The organism is Mesorhizobium sp. M7A.F.Ca.US.014.04.1.1, from assembly GCF_003998745.1.
Classification (GTDB): Bacteria; Pseudomonadota; Alphaproteobacteria; order Rhizobiales; family Rhizobiaceae; genus Mesorhizobium; species Mesorhizobium ciceri.
In genome coordinates this window covers 1-18,137 of the sequence record NZ_RZRW01000020.1, presented here as the reverse complement: position 1 = coordinate 18,137, position 18,137 = coordinate 1, and the positions used below count along the sequence as shown (strand labels likewise).

Here is an 18,137-nt window from a genome sequence, read left to right as displayed (position 1 = left end):
CGGAAGGGCGCCATTACCCAGAAGCCACCGCCGAGATCGGTGACCGCCTGGACCAGGGTCTCGCGATCACCGAGAAACCGGCCCGTGACGACGAGGCGGCGATACTCGTCATCCCTGGCGTTGATCGCTGGCCAGGCCGAAGGCGCCGGGGCGGCCACGGGTACTGCCTTGAGACGCTGGTCGACACGCTCGATCAGGTCGAGCTTCCAGACGCGGCGCTCCAGCTGCCAGATACCGAGCGCCGAGAACCCTGCGATGCCGATGGCTCCGCAAAGGCAAAGCATCAATAGCGTCCATCTCGAACGCGTAACCCTTTGGCCGTCGCCTGTATTCGGATGCGGTGTCGTCCGCGCCTGTTCGTCCAAAGCCAGGTCCCTCTCTCAGGGTATCTGACTCATGTCATGGCCGGGCATCATGTTGACGTTCAGATGGTACATGACCCAGAGCGAGCCCGTCAGCGCGATCATCACCAGGATGAGGGTGAAGATCAGCGCCATCATGGTCCAGCCGCTCTCCGACCTGGTGTTCATATGCAGGAAGAACACCATGTGGACGATGATTTGCACGACGGCGAAGGCCATGATGGCAATCGCCGACGCCATCTGATTGCCGAGCGCGTTGGTCATGACCAGCCAGAAGGGAACGGCGGTCAGCACGACGGACAGGCCGAAGCCTGTCAGATAGCCGGCCAGCGAGCCGTGATTGACGCCGTGATGCGCGTGGCTGTGGTTGCTGGTGTCTGTTTGGTGCCCGGCGCTCATCGCAACATTCCCATCAGATAAACGAAGGTGAAGACGCCGATCCAGATGACGTCGAGGAAGTGCCAGAACATGCTCAGGCACATCAGGCGCCGCTGGTTCGCGGCGATCAGCCCATGCCTGGAGACCTGCACCATCAGCACCACCAGCCAGACCAGGCCGAAGGTGACGTGCAGGCCATGCGTTCCGACCAGCGTGAAGAACGACGAAAGAAAGCCGCTGCGCTGCGGCGTCGCCCCCTCGTGGATGAAATGGGCGAATTCGTAGAGTTCGATGCCGAGAAAGGCGAGGCCGAACAGGCCGGTGATCACCAGCCACACCTGCATCGGCCTCACTCGCCCTTTCGCCATCTCCAGCATCGCGAAGCCGTAGGTGATGGAGGACAGGAGCAGCATGGTGGTGTTGAGCGCGACCAGCGGAAGATCGAACAGGTCCTTCGGCGCGGGCCCGGCGGCGTAGTTGCCACCGAGCACGCCGTAGACTGCAAACAGCATCGCAAAGATGAGGCAGTCGCTCATCAGGTAGATCCAGAAGCCGAGCATGGTGCTGCTGCCGCTCTCGGCATGGCCGTGGTCGTCTTCCAGGTGGAAGATCGTGTCGTCGATCACCGTGTCGGCGTGTGCCATGGTGCTCATCCCGCCTGGCTGGTGGCTGCGAGCAGGCGTGTCCGCTCGTCCTCGACGCGGGTGACGTCGCTGGACGGAATGTGGAAGTCCCGGTCGTAATTGAAGGTATGCGCGATGGCGTAGCCGATCAGAGCAACGAAGCTCACGATCGCCAGCCACCAGATGTACCAGATGAGCGCCACGGCAAGCACCACGCTCAACCCAGCCAGAATGACGCCGGCTCCGGTGTTGCGCGGCATGTGGATGTCGTGGAAGCCCGTCAACGGACGCTGGTAACCGCGATTCTTCATGTCCGCCCAGGTGTCGAGATCGTGGACGACCGGCGTAAAGGCGAAATTGTAGGCCGGGGGCGGCGACGAGGTTGCCCATTCGAGTGTACGCCCGTCCCACGGATCACCGGTGTCGTCGCGAAGCTGCTCGCGCCGGCGCACGCTGACGAAGATCTGGATGAGGAAGGACAGGATACCAAGGAGGATCAGGAAGGCGCCAAAAGCGGCGATGATGAACCAGATCTGCAGCGAGGGATCCTCGAAGGTGCGTAGCCGGCGCGTTACGCCCATCAGGCCGAGGATGTACAGCGGCATGAAGGCGAACCAGAAGCCGACCACCCAGAACCAGAAGGACATCTTTCCCCAGAACGGATCGAGCCGGAAGCCGAATGCCTTGGGGAACCAGTAGCTGATACCGGCAAACAGGCCGAACAGCACGCCGCCGATGATGACGTTGTGGAAATGCGCGACCAGGAACAGGCTGTTGTGGAGCACGAAGTCGGCCGGCGGAACGGCGAGCAGCACGCCGGTCATGCCGCCGACGGTGAAGGTCAGCATGAAGGCGACTGTCCACATCATCGGCAGTTCGAAGCGGATGCGGCCGCGGTACATGGTGAACAGCCAGTTGAATATCTTGGCGCCTGTCGGGATCGAAATGATCATCGTGGTGATGCCGAAGAACGAGTTGACGCTCGCTCCCGACCCCATGGTGAAAAAGTGATGCAGCCAGACGAGATAGGACAGGATGGTGATGACGATGGTTGCGTAGACCATCGAGGTGTAGCCAAAGAGCCGCTTGCCGCAGAAGGCCGAGGTCACTTCGGAAAATATGCCGAAGGCCGGCAGGATCAGGATGTAGACCTCGGGGTGGCCCCAGATCCAGATCAGGTTCACGTACATCATCGGATTGCCGCCGAAGTCGTTCGTGAAGAAGTTGGTGCCGACATAGCGGTCGAGAGCCAGCAGGGCCAGCACCGCCGTCAGCACCGGGAAGGCGGCGACGATGAGCACATTTGTGCAGAGCGCGGTCCAGGTGAAGATCGGCATTCTCATCATGGTCATGCCAGGCGCGCGCATCTTGACGATGGTGCAGACCAGGTTCACGCCCGACAGCAGCGTGCCGACGCCCGCCACTTGCAGCGCCCAGATATAATAATCGACACCGACATCGGGACTGTAGCCGATACCCGACAGCGGCGGGTAGGCGAGCCAGCCGGTGCGCGCGAATTCGACGACGAACAGCGACATCATGACGATGACCGCGCCGCCGACCGTCATCCAGAAGCTGAAATTGTTGAGGAACGGAAACGACACGTCGCGCGCGCCGATCTGCAGCGGGACGACGAAATTCATCAGGCCCGTCACCAGCGGCATCGCCACGAAGAAGATCATGATGACGCCGTGCGCGGTGAAGATCTGGTCATAATGATGCGAATTGAGATAGCCTTCCGAACCGCCGAAGGCCATCGCCTGCTGGAGTCGCATCATGATGGCGTCGCTGAAGCCGCGCAGCAGCATGACGATGCCGAGCACCATGTACATCACACCGATGCGCTTGTGGTCGACGCTGGTGAACCATTCGCGCCACAGATAGCCCCAGAGCTTGAAATAGGTCAGCGCGCCGACGAGGGCGATGCCGCCCAGCGCGACGACAATGAAGGGCGCGACCACGATGGGCTCGTGCAGCGGCAGCGACTCGAACGTAAGCCGGCCGAAGATCGCCTTGAGAAGAGCAGGATTGTCGAACATGTCTTGCGTGGCGCCTCAGGAGTTGAAGGGCGACCGAAGCGTGCCGGTTGCGGAAGGTGACGGCAGTCGGATCGACAGGGGCAGTGGCCGTTGCAGACCAGCGCCGACTATCGGCGTCGAGGTCATCGGCGTGGCGGATTGATCAGCCTTCGAAGCGGCCAGTGCTTCTTCGGTCGTGCATATGCTGGCGACATAGGATGGGGCGGGGCCGAATATCGTGCCGCGCCGGGCGAACTTGTCATACAGCAGCGGAAGGGTGTTGCGGATGCCGGCCATTCCCAGACCGCCCTTGGCATCGATCTGCGACATCTCGCTCATGCACATCTTGCCGGGCTCGACGCACATGTTGAGGATCGCCTTGTAGAGATCGCTATCCACCGCCGCATAGTGGCGCACGGGTTGGTTCTCACTGGGCTGTTCGAGCTCAAGATAGCCGTTTCGGTCGAGCTTGCCGCCGCTGTCCTTTGCCTTCGCGATCCATGCCTGGAAACCGGCATCCTCGAGGCCGTGGAACGCGAAGCGCATTCCCGAGAAGCCGGCGCCGCTGTAATTGGCAGAGAACCCTTCATAGTCGCCGGACTTGTTGATGACAGCGTGCAGCCTGGTTTCCATACCCGGCATCGCATAGATCTGGCCGGCCAGTGCTGGAATGTAGAAGGAGTTCATCACCGATGCGGAGGTAATGCGAAAGCTGATCGGCCGGTCGACCGGCGCAGCCAGTTCGTTGACCACGGCGACGCCGTATTCCGGATAGATGAACAGCCATTTCCAGTCGAGCGCGACGACTTCGACCTCAAGCGGGCGCACGTCCGGCGGCAGCGGCTTGCCGGCCGCTACACGTCCGATCGGACGATAGGGGTCGAGCAGATGGGTGCCCATCCAGGTCACCGCGCCCAGGCAGATGATGATCAGAAGCGGCACAGCCCAAATGACGAGTTCGAGATGGGTCGAGTGGTCCCAATCCGGCTCGTAGCGCGCCTCGCGGTTGGACTGGCGGTATCGCCAGGCAAAGAATATGGTGAGAGCCATCACCGGTATGATGACGATCAGCATCAGTGCCGTGGACACCATCAGCAGGTCGCGCTGCTGCTCGGCGACGTCGCCGGCAGGGTTCAGGACGACCATGCTGCAGGAGCCGAGCGATGCCAGCAGGGGCAGCAGGAAAAGGGTACGAAGACGGCTCAATGTATGACCTGTCGGTTGTTCCCCCCAGTGCTAACCGTACCGCGGCGATGAAGGCATTGGACAATTTGTCCAATGCCGCAATGACGCGGCAGGCGTCATCAAAGCATCTGGCCCGCGCACATGGCAAGCGATCGTATGAGACCGCGGCGGGGCGACGGAGAATGCTGTGAGCCCAACTTCGAAGATCGAAGCCGACGCAAGACGGATCAATGCGCGGCATCATGAGGTGAAGCCCGGCGAAATCGCCGTTGGCGTCATCATCGGCAGGACGTCGGAATTCTTCGACTTCTTCGTCTACGCGATCGCTTCCGTCATCGTTTTCCCCAAGCTCGTATTTCCATATGCCGACCCGTTGACCGGCACGCTCTACTCCTTCGCCATCTTCGCGCTTGCCTTCATCGCGCGGCCGATCGGGACGGCGATCTTCACCGCGCTCGACCGCGCCTACGGACGCAGCGCCAAGCTCACCATCGCGCTGTTCCTGCTGGGGACCTCGACCGTGTCGATCGCCTTCGTGCCCGGTTACGACCAGATCGGCCCGGCTTCGGCCTGGCTGCTGGCCATGTTCCGGATCGGTCAGGGACTGGCGCTGGGCGGGACATGGGACGGACTTGCCTCGCTGCTGGCGTTGAATGCCCCCGAAAAGCGTCGCGGCTGGTATGCGATGATCCCGCAGCTGGGCGCGCCACTCGGGCTCATCGTCGCCAGTGCCCTGTTTGCATATTTCGTCGGCAACCTGTCGGCTGAAGACTTCTTCAGCTGGGGTTGGCGCTACCCGTTCTTCGTCGCCTTCGCCATCAACGTCGTCGCCCTGTTCGCGCGGCTGCGCATCGTGGTGACGCCGGAATACACCAAACTGTTCGAAGGCCAGGAACTGGAGCCGACTTCCGTCCGCGAGACGTTGCGCGCCGAAGGGCGCACTGTCGTGCTCGGCGCTTTCGCGCCGCTGGCGAGCTTCGCCCTGTTCCACATGGTGACGGTGTTTCCTCTGTCCTGGATCTTCCTGTTCACGCGCGAGGGACCGGCACGGTTCCTGGTCATCGAGACGATCGGAGCCTTCTTCGGCCTGGCGGCAATCGCGATCTCGGGCGTCGTTGCCGACCGGGTCGGGCGCTGGCCCTTGCTTGGAGGCTCGGCGGTGGCCATTGCCGTGTTCAGCGGTTTCGCGCCACAGCTGCTCGATGGCGGCTTCGTCGGAGAGTCCGTCTTCATGGTGTTGGGCTTCGTCCTGCTCGGCCTGTCGTTCGGCCAGTCTTCGGGAGCACTCGCCTCGAATTTTTCAAAGAACTACCGCTATACAGGTGCTGCGCTGACCTCGGATCTCGCCTGGCTGTTCGGCGCCGGCTTCGCCCCCATTGTCGCCCTGTTCCTGTCCGCCCATTTCGGGCTGATCTCGTCAGGCGCCTATCTGCTGTCGGGAGCGCTATGCACGCTGCTGGCGCTGCGGCTCAACCAGCGCCTGGATCGGACTCCCGCTTGAGTGACCTGCTTGGCCAGGGCTGGGGACCTCCCGGCCCAATGACGCTGCACGACAAGACCAACAAGCAGAATTTTCTGCTTCTGATCCAACTGCGCTGGATCGCGGTCGGCGGTCAGATCGTGACGATCCTGTTCGTCCGCTACGCGCTTGGCATCGGGCTGCCGCTGGTGCCGATGGCAGTGGTGATCCTGCTGCTGATCGCTCTCAACGTCGCCAGCCTGCGCCGGCACAGCAGCCAGGACGCGATCACCAACACCGAGCTGTTTCTTGGACTGCTGCTCGACGTCACCGCGTTGACGGTCCAGCTTTACCTGAGCGGCGGCGCGTCCAATCCCTTCATTTCGCTTTACCTGCTCCAGGTCATCCTGGGCGCGGTACTGCTGGAGACATGGTCGGTCTGGGCGCTTGTCCTCATTGCAAGCACGTGCTTCATCGCGCTGACCACCTTCTACCGTGAGATCAGCCTGCCCGCCGCACACGGTGCCGGGCTGTTCAGCCTGCACATTCAGGGCATGTTCATCTGTTTCGTCCTGGCGGCAACGCTTCTGGTGCTGTTCATCACCAGGGTCCAGAACAACATTCGCACCCGCGACGCTCATCTTGCGGATTTGCGCCAGCAATCGGCGGAGGAGGCTCACATCGTCAGGATGGGCCTGCTCGCCTCTGGCGCCGCGCATGAGCTCGGCACGCCGCTGGCTACGCTTTCCGTCATCCTCAACGACTGGCAGCGCATGCCGGTTCTCGAGGCCGATCCGGATCTGGCGCAGGAAATCCGGGAGATGCAGGGCCAGTTGGACCGTTGCAAGAAGATCGTTTCGGGAATCCTGATGTCGTCGGGCGAATTGCGCGGCGAAGGCACGGTTCGCACCTCCGTCGATGCCTTTCTGGCGGAGCTGGTGGCCGAATGGAAGTCGACACGGCTGCCGCAAGGTTTCGAATACACCAGGCGTTTCGGCGCCAACCAGGAGATCGTCTCCGATCCCGCGCTCAAACAGGTGATGTTCAATGTACTGGACAACGCACTTGAAGCGTCGCCTCTATGGGTCGGTTTGATCGTCAGCCGCCACGCGGACGATCTCATCATCGAAGTTGTCGACGCGGGACCGGGATTTGAAGAAGCCATGCTTGCTGAATTCGGCAAGCCCTACACGTCGACCAAGAACCGGCCAGGTAGCGGGCTCGGCCTGTTTCTGGTCGTCAATGTCATCCGCAAGCTGGGGGGTAGCGTCACTGTAAGAAACAGAACCGAGGGGGGAGCTTCGGTTACGTTGCATCTGCCGCTGGCTGCTCTGTCTCCGCGAGGGCACAATGCCGACTGAACGCACGCTGCTGATCGTCGAGGACGACATCGCCTTTGCCAACGCACTGCGCCGGTCTTTCGAACGGCGTGATTACGAAACGCATAGCTGCCGGAGCGTCGACGGCGTGCAGGCGCTGATCGGCACCGTTGCCTTCCAATATGCCGTCGTCGATCTCAAGCTTGCCAGCGGCTCGGGCCTTGAGTGCGTCAGGGCGCTGCACGAACACGATCCTGAAATGCGGATCGTCGTGTTGACCGGCTTTGCCAGCATCGCCACCGCTGTCGAGGCGATCAAGCTCGGCGCCTGCCAGTATCTCGCCAAGCCCGCCAATACAGACGACATAGAAGCGGCTTTCGGCCAGGTCGAGGGCAATGCTTCGGTGCCGCTCGCCGAGCGGCCAACCTCGATAAAGAACCTCGAATGGGAGCGCATCCACGAGACGCTGGTGGAGGCCGACTTCAACATTTCCGAGACGGCACGACGGCTGGGCATGCACCGCCGGACGCTGGCGCGGAAGCTGGAGAAGAGGCGTGTGAAGTAGGCACGATCCACCGGGCATGGCACATCGTGGCGATGCCGATGATAAGATTGATGCCGGCATCAATCGTTGCATTCGAACGATGTCCTCCAAAGGAAAAAATTGGCAGGGCAGGGATTAAAATCCCCACATGTTCCGTAAACAGGACATGAAACCGCCGATGCCACGCTTTGACATCATAGGACAGCTCGGTTCGCTGCGCCGCTATGCGCGCTCGCTGACGCGCGACAGCACCGACGCCGAGGACCTTGTCCATGACGCGCTGGTGCGCGCTTATGAGCGGCGCAGCACCTTCCGCTCCGGCGGAAACCTGCGCGCGTGGCTGCTGTCGATCGTCCACAACACCTTCATCGACAGGATGCGGGCCCGCAAGTCCGAGGCGTCGCGCGTCGAACAGGCTGGATACCTGGCCGACGGCAGCACGCCGGCACCACAGGAACATTCGGTGCGCCTGGCGCAGGTGCGCCAGGCTTTTTTCAGCCTGCCGGAAGAACAGCGTTCAGCGCTGCACCTCGTCGCTATCGAAGGCCTCTCCTATCAGCAGGCCGCCGATGCCAGCGGCGTGCCGCTCGGCACGCTGATGTCGCGCATCGGCAGGGCGCGCGCCGCGCTGCGCGAGATGGAGGAGCCGGCGAAGGCAAAAAACCACCTCAGGATCGTTGGAGGCCCTTCATGACCGCAACTGTCGATCCCGTGACGGATATCGACCTCGACGCCTATGTCGACGACCAGATCGACGTCACCCGCCGCATCGAGGTGGAGGCATTCTTGTCCGCTCGCCCGGAGGCGGCGGCGCGCGTGATGTCGGATCTCAGGACCCGCGATGAACTGCGCGTGGCGCTTGCCGGCTCCAAAGGTATGGCACGGCCCGCGACCGCCGATGCCGCGCGGCGGCTGGAGAGGGGGCTTGCCCGCGGCCGCATCTTCGGTGTGCTGCAGCGCGCCGCGGTGGTTGCTGTCTTCGTCGCCGCCGGGTGGCTGGCGAACGGTATCATCGGGCCGATGTCGGTGACCAAGGTCGTCGCCTCGCCGCAGCCGCCCGCCTATGTCGACGACGCAGTGCGGGCCCACAGGACCACGCTGGTGCGCGAGAGCATGCCGTCGCAGCCCGAGGCGCCCAACTACAACGCCGGCGAGATTCGCGCCGCGACCGCCATCGTCATGCCGTCGCTGCCCAAGGATTGGAAGGTCCGCGACGTGCAGATCTATCCGTCCCGCTTTGGTCCGAGCGTCGAGATGGCGGTCGAGACGAAAGACATGGGGCTGGTGTCGCTGTTTGCGATCCGGCCTGGAACCTTCGACGTCGTCAAGCCGACGATCGCGCCCTCGGGCGACATCTCATCGGCCTATTTCCAGATCGGCGATGTGGCTTATGCGGTGGTCGGACGAAGCGAGGTCCACGACCTCGACCGCGCCGCAGAGACGCTCGCCAAGACGCTCTACTGATCGATCCACAAAGGAGAACGCAAATGAACACCCCCAATCTGGGATATCGCGTCGCCGCCGGCGCCCAAACCGGAGCCGTCTTCGACGAGGGCCTGCGCCAGCATATGCTGCGCGTCTACAACTACATGGGTGTCGGCCTGGTGGTCACCGGCCTCGTCGCCTTCATGATCTCATCGACGCCGGCGCTCTACGTGCCGATCTTCTCCAGCCCGCTGAAATGGGTGGTGATGCTGGCACCGCTCGCCTTCGTCATGCTGTTCTCGTTCAAGATGCAGACCATGTCCGCGGCGAATGCCCAGGCGATGTTCTGGGCCTTCTGCGCGGTCATGGGCCTCTCGCTCGCCTCCGTGTTTCTGGTGTTCACCGGAACCAGCATCGCGCGCACCTTCTTCATCGCAGCCACCATGTTCGGCGCCACCAGCCTGTACGGCTACACGACAAAGCGCGACCTGACCCAGTTCTCGTCGTTCCTGATCATGGGCCTGATCGGCGTGGTGATCGCCAGCATCGTCAACATCTTCCTCGGCTCGACCGCGCTGCAGTTCGCCATCTCGGTGATCGGCATCGCCGTGTTCATCGGCCTGACCGCCTGGGACACGCAGACGATCAAGGAACAGTATGCCGAGAATTTCGACGCGGAATCGCGCCAGAAACTTGCCGTCTTCGGCGCCTTCTCGCTCTATCTGAACTTCATCAACATCTTCCAGCTGCTGCTGAATTTCACCGGCGAACGCGAATAACGACTATCCGCTGTGGGCAAGAGCGAGGGTTATTGCTCTTGATGCGGAGAGGTGGCCGGAGGGAGATCCTCCGGCCACAATTCGTTCCTGCAGAACCAGGCTGCACCTTGAGTCCCGAAGCGCTTTTGCTAGTCTGCCCACCGCGCCGGCCTTCAACAACGACCCGCGAGGAAATGTGGCACAGGACAGCCAAACGCTTCATGGCGACGGTATCTCGGCGACCATCGTTGCGCAGGGCGCCGAACTGATTTCGCTGCAAGATGTGCGCGGATTCGAATTCCTGTGGCAGGCGGGGCCGGAATGGCGGCGTCACTCGCCGGTGCTGTTCCCGATCGTAGGGCGGCTGGCGGGCGATCATCTGCGCCATCGCGGCCGGACCTATCCAATGACGCAGCACGGGTTCGCGCGCGACAAGCCGTTTGCCTGGGCGCGGAAGGGACCGCGATCCTGCACGCTGGTGCTTGCCGACGACGCCGACACCCGGGCGCGCTATCCGTTCGCCTTTCGGCTTGAAGTGACCTACACGCTGGTCCGCCAGCAGCTTGATGTGACTTTCGACATCACCAACACCGGCGATGAGCCGCTGCCGGCATCGATCGGGGCGCACCCGGCATTCAATTGGCCCTTGCAGCCGGATCTGGCCAAGACGGATTACCGGCTGATCTTTGCCCACGATGAACCGGCGCCGATCCGCCGCCTTAAGGACGGACTGCTGCTGAAAACGCCGCAGCCGACGCCTGTCGAAGGCAACATACTCCCGCTCTCCGAGCGGTTGTTCGACGAGGACGCGGTGATCATGGACCAGCCCGCCAGCTCCAGCGTGCGTTATGCCGCCGAGCGTGGCCCGGCGATCGAGATGTCCTGGCAAGGGGTTCGGGAGTTGGGCGTCTGGTCAAAGCCGGGCGGCGCGCCGTTCCTGTGCATCGAACCCTGGCACGGCCTTGCAAGCCCGGTGGATTTCGATGGTGATTTTGTCGACAAACCAGGCCTGATGCTGATCGCGCCGGGTGCAAGTCGCGTGATGAGCTATCAGGTACGTCTGCTGCCAATAGCCAATTGGAGTGCGCTCAGTGAATTCTGAAACGATCGAGATCTACCATCCACGTGGTGTTTCAAATTTGGGCCAATGGGACATTGGTGGTCTCAAGCTCAAAGTCTATGGTCTCGTCGCAGACAACAGAAAGATCGACGAACCCATGGCGACTCTGGCGCAGTCATTCGTGCGACAGGAGGTTCTGCCGCGTGTGGCGGACGAGGGTGACGAGAATGGCATGGGCTTTGTGATCATTCATCCTGGTGAGCTCGGTGTGTCCATCTTAGCTCACTGGTGGATACAGGGTTCGGTGCTTTGTCAGCACATCTATCGGAAGCTGTATTCCGCAACCGAACCGATGGACACGGTTAAGAGACCTGTTATTGCCTGTGTTTGGGAATTGGCTCTGATGAATGCCGAGCAGGAAGCTTGGCGAAAAACGATGATGAAAGGCGAGCCCAATCCATTGGGATACATGGGCGCTTGGGCTGACTTCGAAGCTGCATAGAGGCTGCTCATGATCGACTATTGCGTGGTCGCCCAGATCGTCGGTGCCCAATGAAGCTGTACTTCAGCCGCAATCCCAATCCTCGATTGGCGGTCGCGATCGCACGCTATCTCGAAACGAAACTGGACTTCGAATTCGCCTCGCCATTCGCTGCCGGGCAAATGGAGAAATTTCGCCGGTTAAATCCCAACCTCTCACTGCCCATCCTTGTGGATGATGAGGGAAAGAGCCTCTGGGAGGCAGACGCCATAGCCTGCAGGCTGTCGCGCCACGCGCATTCGGATTTCTGGCGCACCGGCGATGACGAACCTGAGATGATCCGGTGGCTCAGCTGGGGCAAGGAGCACTTCGCACTCGCTTGCGACACGGTGCATTTCGAACGTGGGACGAAACAGCGGTACGGCATCGGCCCGATCGATCAGAAGCGGGTGGAGGAGGGCCTGAACCAATTCCATACGGCTGCGGCAATACTCGACGCCGTGCTTGCCGAGCGGCAGTGGCTGGTCGGCAATTCGGTTTCCTATGCCGATTTTCGAATGGCGACCTTCCTACCGTTCAACGACGCCGCCAGACTGCCGCTCGACGATTATCCCTCTGTCAGCCGCTGGTACCGTCGACTTGAAGACATCGACGCCTGGCGTGACCCTTTCAAAGGGATGGATGCACCCGAATTGCCGCCGGTGCCGCAAATGGCCGTCGCGGATCAGCGGTGAGAACGCGCGCGAAGAGCAGCGCAGCAGGCCGAGCCTACCAAGGCGATGATGTGCGGGGGACCGGATGAATATCTATGTCCTGAGCGTGATCGAAGGACAGGAATGGGTCCTTCCTCGGCAGGCGGACGACTACCAGCTGTTTTCGACGCTCTGCGGCCGGAAGCAGACACAATGGCATCCGCCCAGGATGGAGATCCTGCGCGAACACGACGACGGTACGCTCCGGCAATATTCAGATTTTCCATGGCTTGGCGAGCATGTGCTCATCCTGCGAGCGAGGGCGTCGAAGTTGCTTCGGCCAACCCTCCAACCATACGGTGAATTCCTGCCGCTTCCTGCTGACGAGCCAATATCGCTCTTCAATGTCACCACCGTGATCGATGCACTGGACGAGGAACGTTCAAAGATCGTTCGCTTTGACGATGGCGGCGTCATGGTGATCGAAAGCCTCGTCCTTCGAGCGGACGCAATCGGCGGTACCGAGATATTCAAGCTGCCCGAGCGTGCCGACGGGGTGCGAACATCCGATATTTATCTGCAGGAGACGATCGTACGCCGGATCGGGGAGCTTGGGCTCAAGGGCATTGCTTTCAACCTGGTCTGGAGCGACGAGCCGGTCGGACGAGGCAGGATCGAATACCCAGGTGTCAAAAAGGGCATTTCAACCGCAAGCTCGCTCACGCGCCTTTGGGCCGCTCTGCGGCGAAGAGCGGGATTTTGACATCAAACCTGCCGGACGACGGTGCCGACCACATTGACAAGAAGGCGCGCGGCGGTCAGCGCTGACAGGCCGTCAATATCGGCCGGAGGATAGAACTCGACAAGGTCGAATCCTGCGATCCTGGCCCGTTTGCCGAGGCCGGCGATCAGGTCGATTACCTGCGTGTAGGTGAGGCCGCCGGGTGTACGCGCCGCCACGCCCGGCATGATGCTTGGATCAAGGCTGTCGCAGTCGAGGGTGACGACGACCCGCGCGGCTTCCGGAATATGCCGGAGCGCGGCTTCGACGCCCTGGGCATGAACCTCGCGGGCGGTCACGAAGCGGCTGCCATAGCGCCGGGCTGCTTCGATTTCGGCGATGCGCGCGCTGCCGACGCTGCGCAGACCGACCTGCACCATGCCGGCGACATGCGGCATCTCGCTTGCCCTGCGCATCGGGCTCGAATAGCCGTGGCGTTCGCCATGAACCTCGTCGCGCCAGTCTATATGGGCGTCGACCTGCAGGACCCAGACCGGCCCGTGCTCTGCAAAGCCGGCGAGGAAGGGAATGGTCATGGAACAGTCGCCGCCGATCAGGATCGGCACAGCCGGCAACGTCAGGATCTCGCGCGTTTTTGCCTCGATCCTGGCCCGGTTGCCGGCATTGTCATGCATGGTGGTCAAGATATCGCCGGCGTCGACGCAAGAGTCCGGCTTGCCGTCGAACAGCGGGCCGCCAAGATCGAAATCCCAGTGCTCGACGAACGCGGCATCGTCCTGGCTGGCAGCACGGATGGCGTTGGCGGCCAAGGCATAGCCGCTGCTGTCCTTGCCGGGATAGGTGCTGCCGTGACCGGCCCCGAAGATCACCGCACGAGGCACGCGGCTATCTGCAAGACGGTCGGGAAAGCCGAGAAAGGGAGGCGAGGGGGTCATGCCTTGATGGTCCTGATGATGGCTTGGCGCACGCCGATCGGGGTGCGGTTAGATCAAGCGCCTCGGCTTCAGCTTTGTACCCGATTGGGTAAGCCCAATAAACTCTAAAACGATCGAGATCGAGCACCCACGGGGTGTTTCAAATTTGGGCCAATGGGACATTGGCGGCGGCATGGGCCGATTCCGAGGCGACATAGAGACTTGCGCGCCGGCGATGACGTTGGGCCGGGCTTGGATCGGCAGGCGCGATCCCGAAATTTCCAGTACGTGACGAGAATGAACCTTTGGCTGGCCGCCCGGTAGCGGAACCAGGCGGGGTTCACGTTGTTACCACAGCGGGCGACTGCCGGTTGCCGGATTCGGAGTCATCGTTTCATGACCAATGGCCCATTGCCTGAAAACGTTCTGGTCTCGCTTCCCATGATTGACGCAAAGGCGGCGCCGACGCTCAAAAATGCCGAGGCGGAGGTATTTTATACCGAAGCAATCCGCGAGCTTGCCGCCACCGACATTCCCTTTCTGGTCGCCGGGACCTACGCGGTAAGCGCCTATACGGGTGTCACCCGCCAGACCAAGGACCTCGATATCTTCTGCAAGGCAGGCGACTACGCGCGGATCCTCGCCCATTTCAAGCAGCTTGGATATGCCGTCGAAATCGAGGACGACCGGTGGCTCGGCAAGGTGTTCAAGGGCACGCATTTCTTCGACGTCATCTTCGGCTCGGCCAACGGCACGGTGCCTGTTGGCGACCTGTGGCTGGAACACGCCCGCCAAACCGAGCTGTTGGGCAGCAGGGTGCGGATCATCGGCCCGACCGAACTCATCTGGTCCAAATGCTTTATCCAGGACAGAGGGCGACACGACGGCGCCGATATCGCTCATACGATTCTCAAGGCGGGCGATCAGATCGATTGGCACCGGCTGCTTTCTTATCTGGAGGTTCATTGGGAGGTTCTGTTGATGCAGCTTATCAATTTCAGATGGATCTATCCGAGCGAGCGGGATCATATCCCGGCCTGGTTGCTCGATGAATTGCTCGACCGCCTCGCCAAGCAACGGCAATTGCCGTCTCCAAGGATGAAGATCTGCCGTGGGCGGCTGCTTTCGCAAACCGACTACGAGATCGACGTCAAGGAATGGGGCTTCGCCGGCGTCGGTGGTGTGGGAGAATTCCGTGATGGCTGATCCCGTCAAGAGCAGCGCGCCCAAGGACGGCGCACGCGCGCTCAAAGTTGCCGCGGTCGGGGATCTCCATGTGCGGGAAGATGCACAAAACTCGTATCGAGACCTCTTCGGCGAGATATCGAGCGAAGCGGACATTCTCGTTCTCACGGGAGATCTGACCAATCTCGGCAAGCCTCGTGAAGCGGAGATGCTGGCCGAGGATCTGCGCAACTGCTCGATCCCGGTTGTGGCAGTCCTCGGCAATCATGACTACGAGTCCGGTGCGGTGGAAGACGTCACGAAGATCCTGCGGCAGGCGCATGTTCACCTCCTCGACGGGCAGACAGTCGAAATCGAGGAGGTCGGTTTTGTCGGCGTGAAGGGATTCATAGGCGGCTTCGGGTCACGCATGCTCGGCTCATTCGGGGAACCGGCGATCAAGACGATGGTCGCGGAAAGCGTGAACGAGGCAATGCGACTTGAAAATGCGATGCGCCAGGTGCGGGCCAAGCGCACGCTGGTGATCCTTCACTACGCGCCGATTGCCGACACCGTCGCGGGAGAACCGCTGGAAATATTTCCGTTTCTGGGCTCTTCACGTCTGGCCGAAACGATCGATCGATTCCAGGTCAGTGCTGTCGTGCACGGTCATGCACATCGCGGTTCTTACGAAGGCCAAACGCCTGGCGGAGCCAAGGTCTACAACGTCGCCATGCATGTGGCCAAACCTGGCGGCCGCCCCTACGCCTTGCTGGAAATCTGATGCCAACGGCTTGCGCCGTCGATGCCCATTGGCCTGGACTCAGTTGGTGGCGTTGATCGACCTCGCCAACTCTTCCAGCTTCCGCGGATCGTTGCCGTGACGGCGCACCAGTTCGCGTGCCTGCCTTGACGGCAAATCGGTCGTGGCGGCCAGCTGTCGCACCTGCTGATCGTCGATGGCGACCTGCGGCAATGTATGGTCGATATCTCCTGACTTGTCCTTCATCACGCTTCTCCTTGGTCGATTTCGACGACAACGGCTCGAAAATCCGACCGGTTCCGAACGATCTGCAACTTTTGCGCCGGCATCCGTGGGCGGACCAACGTGCGCCTGCCTTGAGGGCGCAACGATCTCGATGGCTGTATTCTGCCAGGAACCATGCCACGGCGGACGAGTTGTTCCGACTGAACGGAGATAGTTAGATGCCACAGCCAAGACAGCCAGACCCAAATCGCGATATGCCCGTGCCGCCTCCAACATGGAAGCCGGAGCCGATCGAGGAACCCGAACCGGAAACGCTTCCGGACGAGACTCCGCTGCCCAACCCCGACGAGAATGAAGAGCCTCCCGTCCACGCATGAGAGGGAATTTCTGCATCGCGGGGCAAGCGCGCAACCTGCCGAGGACTAACGATCTATCTCGCCAAACACGATGTCGAGCGACCCGATGATCGCGGCAACGTCGGCGATCATGTGCCCTCGAGACAGGAAATCCATCGCCTGCAGATGGGCGAAAGATGGCGCACGTATTTTGCACCGGTAAGGGACGTTGCCCCCGTCAGAAACCAGATAAACGCCGAATTCTCCCTTTGGCGCTTCAACCGCGGCGTAGACTTCTCCCGCCGGCACGCGATGCCCCTCGGTATAAAGTTTGAAATGCTGGATGGTCGCTTCCATAGAGCGTTTCATCGTGGCGCGCCGCGGCGGCGTGATCTTCTGGTTCGGAATCGCGACCGGCCCCTGGCCTTCGGATGACCGCAGTTTTTCCAGGCATTGCTTCATGATCCGCACCGACTGGCGCATCTCCTCCATACGGACGAGATAACGGTCATAGCAGTCTCCGTTCTTGCCGACGGGGATGTCGAAATCCATGTCAGGGTAACATTCGTATGGCTGTGCCTTGCGCAAATCCCATGCCGCGCCCGATCCGCGTACCATCACGCCGGAAAATCCCCAGCGCCAGGCATCATCCAGCCCGATCACACCAACATCGACATTGCGCTGCTTGAAGATGCGGCTGCCGGTGAGCAGATCGTCGAGGTTGTCACAGACTTTGAGGAACGGATCGCAGAAAGCCCAGATGTCGTCGAGAAGCTTCGCAGGCAAATCCTGGTGCACGCCGCCGATTCTGAAGTAATTCGCATGCATGCGAGCGCCGGAGGCGCGCTCGTAAAAGACCATCAGCTTCTCGCGCTCCGCAAATCCCCAAAGCGGCGGCGTCAGGGCGCCGATATCCATGGCCTGGGTCGTGACATTGAGGAGATGCGACAGAAGCCGGCCAATTTCGCAAAAAAGAACACGGACAAGCTGCCCACGCTTTGGAACTGTTATGTCGAGCAGTTTTTCGGCGGCGAGGCAGAACGCATGCTCCTGGTTCATCGGCGCGACATAGTCGAGCCGATCGAAATAGGGCAGCGCTTGCAAATAGTTCTTGTGCTCTATGAGTTTTTCGGTGCCTCGATGGAGCAAGCCAATATGCGGATCGGCACGCTCGACGATCTCGCCGTCCAGTTCGAGCACCAACCGAAGAACACCATGGGCGGAGGGATGCTGTGGCCCGAAATTGATGGTGAAGTTGCGAACGGCGGCTTCGACCATTGCTGCTCTCCGCGACTGCATTTCGTCGATTCAGTGATGCGTATGGTTCGATGCCTCAAGTCGTCGTCTGAATGATCAGCGTCAGCGTGCCATCGCCATCTATGTTTGCAGCGACAACCTGCGAGGAATTGAGCCCATTCGCTCTCAAAGCCGACGTCGCCTGAGGTGAGGCATCGACGGAGCTTTGCAGGCGAAGCAAATCTTCGGCGCTGGTCTGGTTAATCACGGCATCGGCCTGCGCCTTGATTTCGTCCGGCAAATCCTCGACGGCGACAATGGCGACGCCGGTGAAATTCAAACCGGCAGAGCCTGGATCGGGCGGCGCCAGCTCCGGCTGCGCTTCGCCCTGCGGTGGCGTCACCTGGGGAAGCTGCGGTCCGATAGTTTGGGCGTAGACGGGCTGAATGGTGAC

General features: G+C 61.3%; 21 protein-coding genes. 12 read left to right on the top strand and 9 right to left on the bottom strand.

The window, feature by feature from the left end:
- From EOA22_RS38580 to cyoA, 5 genes are all read right to left on the bottom strand, one after another.
- On the bottom strand, positions 1-284 hold a 284-nt coding region (locus EOA22_RS38580; protein ID WP_281040748.1), incomplete at its 3' end, for an SURF1 family cytochrome oxidase biogenesis protein.
- Positions 285-380: 96 nt separating this feature from the next.
- Entirely contained in the window at positions 381-761 is a 381-nt protein-coding gene (gene cyoD / locus EOA22_RS02750; RefSeq protein ID WP_013531503.1) for a cytochrome o ubiquinol oxidase subunit IV, read from the bottom strand.
- The gene (gene cyoC / locus EOA22_RS02745; RefSeq protein ID WP_013531504.1) at positions 758-1,384 is read right to left on the bottom strand and encodes a cytochrome o ubiquinol oxidase subunit III; all 627 of its coding nucleotides are present in this window, start codon (positions 1,382-1,384) and stop codon (positions 758-760) included. The genes cyoD and cyoC overlap by 4 nt, the downstream gene beginning before the upstream one ends.
- Positions 1,385-1,389: 5 nt before the next feature.
- Positions 1,390-3,402: a cytochrome o ubiquinol oxidase subunit I gene (cyoB, locus tag EOA22_RS02740; protein ID WP_127389828.1), complete on the bottom strand. Its 2,013-nt coding sequence runs from the start codon at positions 3,400-3,402 to the stop codon at positions 1,390-1,392.
- A 15-nt stretch (positions 3,403-3,417) separates the two neighbouring features.
- Positions 3,418-4,587 (bottom strand): ubiquinol oxidase subunit II, encoded by a 1,170-nt coding sequence (gene cyoA / locus EOA22_RS02735; protein ID WP_013531506.1) that lies wholly within the window; start codon positions 4,585-4,587, stop codon positions 3,418-3,420.
- Between the two features lie 166 nt (positions 4,588-4,753).
- On the opposite strand from cyoA, the gene EOA22_RS02730 reads away from it, so the two are divergent.
- From EOA22_RS02730 to EOA22_RS02685, 10 genes are all read left to right on the top strand, one after another.
- The gene (locus tag EOA22_RS02730; protein WP_024505203.1) at positions 4,754-6,067 is read left to right on the top strand and encodes an MFS transporter; all 1,314 of its coding nucleotides are present in this window, start codon (positions 4,754-4,756) and stop codon (positions 6,065-6,067) included.
- On the top strand, positions 6,064-7,386 hold the full coding sequence (locus tag EOA22_RS02725) for an ATP-binding protein (RefSeq protein ID WP_013531508.1): 1,323 nt from the start codon (positions 6,064-6,066) through the stop codon (positions 7,384-7,386). Before EOA22_RS02730 ends, EOA22_RS02725 begins: the two co-directional genes overlap by 4 nt.
- Positions 7,376-7,909 (top strand): response regulator transcription factor, encoded by a 534-nt coding sequence (locus EOA22_RS02720; protein WP_013531509.1) that lies wholly within the window; start codon positions 7,376-7,378, stop codon positions 7,907-7,909. Before EOA22_RS02725 ends, EOA22_RS02720 begins: the two co-directional genes overlap by 11 nt.
- A gap of 157 nt (positions 7,910-8,066) precedes the next feature.
- Positions 8,067-8,582, top strand: coding sequence for a sigma-70 family RNA polymerase sigma factor (locus EOA22_RS02715; RefSeq protein ID WP_174299063.1), 516 nt, complete (start codon positions 8,067-8,069; stop codon positions 8,580-8,582).
- Entirely contained in the window at positions 8,579-9,352 is a 774-nt protein-coding gene (locus EOA22_RS02710) for an anti-sigma factor (protein WP_013531511.1), read from the top strand. Before EOA22_RS02715 ends, EOA22_RS02710 begins: the two co-directional genes overlap by 4 nt.
- Before the next feature lie 23 nt (positions 9,353-9,375).
- The gene (locus tag EOA22_RS02705) at positions 9,376-10,092 is read left to right on the top strand and encodes a Bax inhibitor-1/YccA family protein (protein WP_013531512.1); all 717 of its coding nucleotides are present in this window, start codon (positions 9,376-9,378) and stop codon (positions 10,090-10,092) included.
- 175 nt (positions 10,093-10,267) lie between these two features.
- Positions 10,268-11,173, top strand: coding sequence for an aldose 1-epimerase family protein (locus tag EOA22_RS02700; protein ID WP_013531513.1), 906 nt, complete (start codon positions 10,268-10,270; stop codon positions 11,171-11,173).
- Complete coding sequence (locus EOA22_RS38575) at positions 11,163-11,633, top strand: hypothetical protein (protein WP_013531514.1); 471 nt, start codon at positions 11,163-11,165, stop codon at positions 11,631-11,633. Before EOA22_RS02700 ends, EOA22_RS38575 begins: the two co-directional genes overlap by 11 nt.
- 50 nt (positions 11,634-11,683) lie before the next feature.
- Positions 11,684-12,346 carry a glutathione S-transferase family protein gene (locus EOA22_RS02690; RefSeq protein ID WP_063168038.1) on the top strand — a complete coding sequence of 221 codons (663 nt, stop codon included), beginning with the start codon at positions 11,684-11,686 and terminating at the stop codon, positions 12,344-12,346.
- A 64-nt stretch (positions 12,347-12,410) separates the two neighbouring features.
- Positions 12,411-13,067, top strand: a complete 657-nt coding sequence (locus tag EOA22_RS02685; RefSeq protein ID WP_013531516.1) for a DUF1629 domain-containing protein — start codon at positions 12,411-12,413, stop codon at positions 13,065-13,067.
- A 2-nt stretch (positions 13,068-13,069) separates the two neighbouring features.
- Here EOA22_RS02685 and EOA22_RS02680 read toward each other — a convergent pair whose 3' ends face one another.
- Positions 13,070-13,981, bottom strand: coding sequence for an agmatinase (locus EOA22_RS02680; RefSeq protein ID WP_063168037.1), 912 nt, complete (start codon positions 13,979-13,981; stop codon positions 13,070-13,072).
- Between the two features lie 420 nt (positions 13,982-14,401).
- Between EOA22_RS02680 and EOA22_RS02675 the strand changes: the two genes are divergently transcribed.
- Together EOA22_RS02675 and EOA22_RS02670 are read left to right on the top strand one after the other, a co-directional pair.
- A complete protein-coding gene (locus EOA22_RS02675; RefSeq protein ID WP_024505211.1) occupies positions 14,402-15,166 on the top strand; it encodes a nucleotidyltransferase family protein in 765 nt (254 codons plus the stop codon).
- A complete protein-coding gene (locus EOA22_RS02670) occupies positions 15,159-15,908 on the top strand; it encodes a metallophosphoesterase (protein WP_013531519.1) in 750 nt (249 codons plus the stop codon). The genes EOA22_RS02675 and EOA22_RS02670 overlap by 8 nt, the downstream gene beginning before the upstream one ends.
- Before the next feature lie 39 nt (positions 15,909-15,947).
- Here the strand turns inward: EOA22_RS02670 and EOA22_RS02665 are convergent, their stop codons facing one another.
- The 3 genes from EOA22_RS02665 to EOA22_RS02650 form a co-directional block, all read right to left on the bottom strand.
- The gene (locus EOA22_RS02665; RefSeq protein WP_013531520.1) at positions 15,948-16,133 is read right to left on the bottom strand and encodes a hypothetical protein; all 186 of its coding nucleotides are present in this window, start codon (positions 16,131-16,133) and stop codon (positions 15,948-15,950) included.
- A gap of 401 nt (positions 16,134-16,534) precedes the next feature.
- Entirely contained in the window at positions 16,535-17,725 is a 1,191-nt protein-coding gene (locus tag EOA22_RS02655) for an NADH-quinone oxidoreductase subunit D (RefSeq protein ID WP_063168035.1), read from the bottom strand.
- A 55-nt stretch (positions 17,726-17,780) separates the two neighbouring features.
- Positions 17,781-18,137: hypothetical protein (locus EOA22_RS02650; RefSeq protein WP_348629477.1), on the bottom strand; the 357-nt coding region annotated here is incomplete at its 5' end.

What these genes read in the sequence shown, in the direction of transcription:
- cyoD (WP_013531503.1), bottom strand. Translation starts at nt 761, where the DNA reads ATGAGCGCCGGGCACCAAACAGACACCAGCAACCACAGCCACGCGCAT.
- cyoC (WP_013531504.1), bottom strand. Translation starts at nt 1,384, where the DNA reads ATGGCACACGCCGACACGGTGATCGACGACACGATCTTCCACCTGGAA.
- cyoB (WP_127389828.1), bottom strand. Translation starts at nt 3,402, where the DNA reads ATGTTCGACAATCCTGCTCTTCTCAAGGCGATCTTCGGCCGGCTTACG.
- EOA22_RS02720 (WP_013531509.1), top strand. Translation starts at nt 7,376, where the DNA reads ATGCCGACTGAACGCACGCTGCTGATCGTCGAGGACGACATCGCCTTT.
- EOA22_RS02715 (WP_174299063.1), top strand. Translation starts at nt 8,067, where the DNA reads ATGCCACGCTTTGACATCATAGGACAGCTCGGTTCGCTGCGCCGCTAT.
- EOA22_RS02710 (WP_013531511.1), top strand. Translation starts at nt 8,579, where the DNA reads ATGACCGCAACTGTCGATCCCGTGACGGATATCGACCTCGACGCCTAT.
- EOA22_RS02705 (WP_013531512.1), top strand. Translation starts at nt 9,376, where the DNA reads ATGAACACCCCCAATCTGGGATATCGCGTCGCCGCCGGCGCCCAAACC.
- EOA22_RS02690 (WP_063168038.1), top strand. Translation starts at nt 11,684, where the DNA reads ATGAAGCTGTACTTCAGCCGCAATCCCAATCCTCGATTGGCGGTCGCG.
- EOA22_RS02685 (WP_013531516.1), top strand. Translation starts at nt 12,411, where the DNA reads ATGAATATCTATGTCCTGAGCGTGATCGAAGGACAGGAATGGGTCCTT.
- EOA22_RS02680 (WP_063168037.1), bottom strand. Translation starts at nt 13,981, where the DNA reads ATGACCCCCTCGCCTCCCTTTCTCGGCTTTCCCGACCGTCTTGCAGAT.
- EOA22_RS02675 (WP_024505211.1), top strand. Translation starts at nt 14,402, where the DNA reads ATGATTGACGCAAAGGCGGCGCCGACGCTCAAAAATGCCGAGGCGGAG.
- EOA22_RS02670 (WP_013531519.1), top strand. Translation starts at nt 15,159, where the DNA reads ATGGCTGATCCCGTCAAGAGCAGCGCGCCCAAGGACGGCGCACGCGCG.
- EOA22_RS02665 (WP_013531520.1), bottom strand. Translation starts at nt 16,133, where the DNA reads ATGAAGGACAAGTCAGGAGATATCGACCATACATTGCCGCAGGTCGCC.
- EOA22_RS02655 (WP_063168035.1), bottom strand. Translation starts at nt 17,725, where the DNA reads ATGGTCGAAGCCGCCGTTCGCAACTTCACCATCAATTTCGGGCCACAG.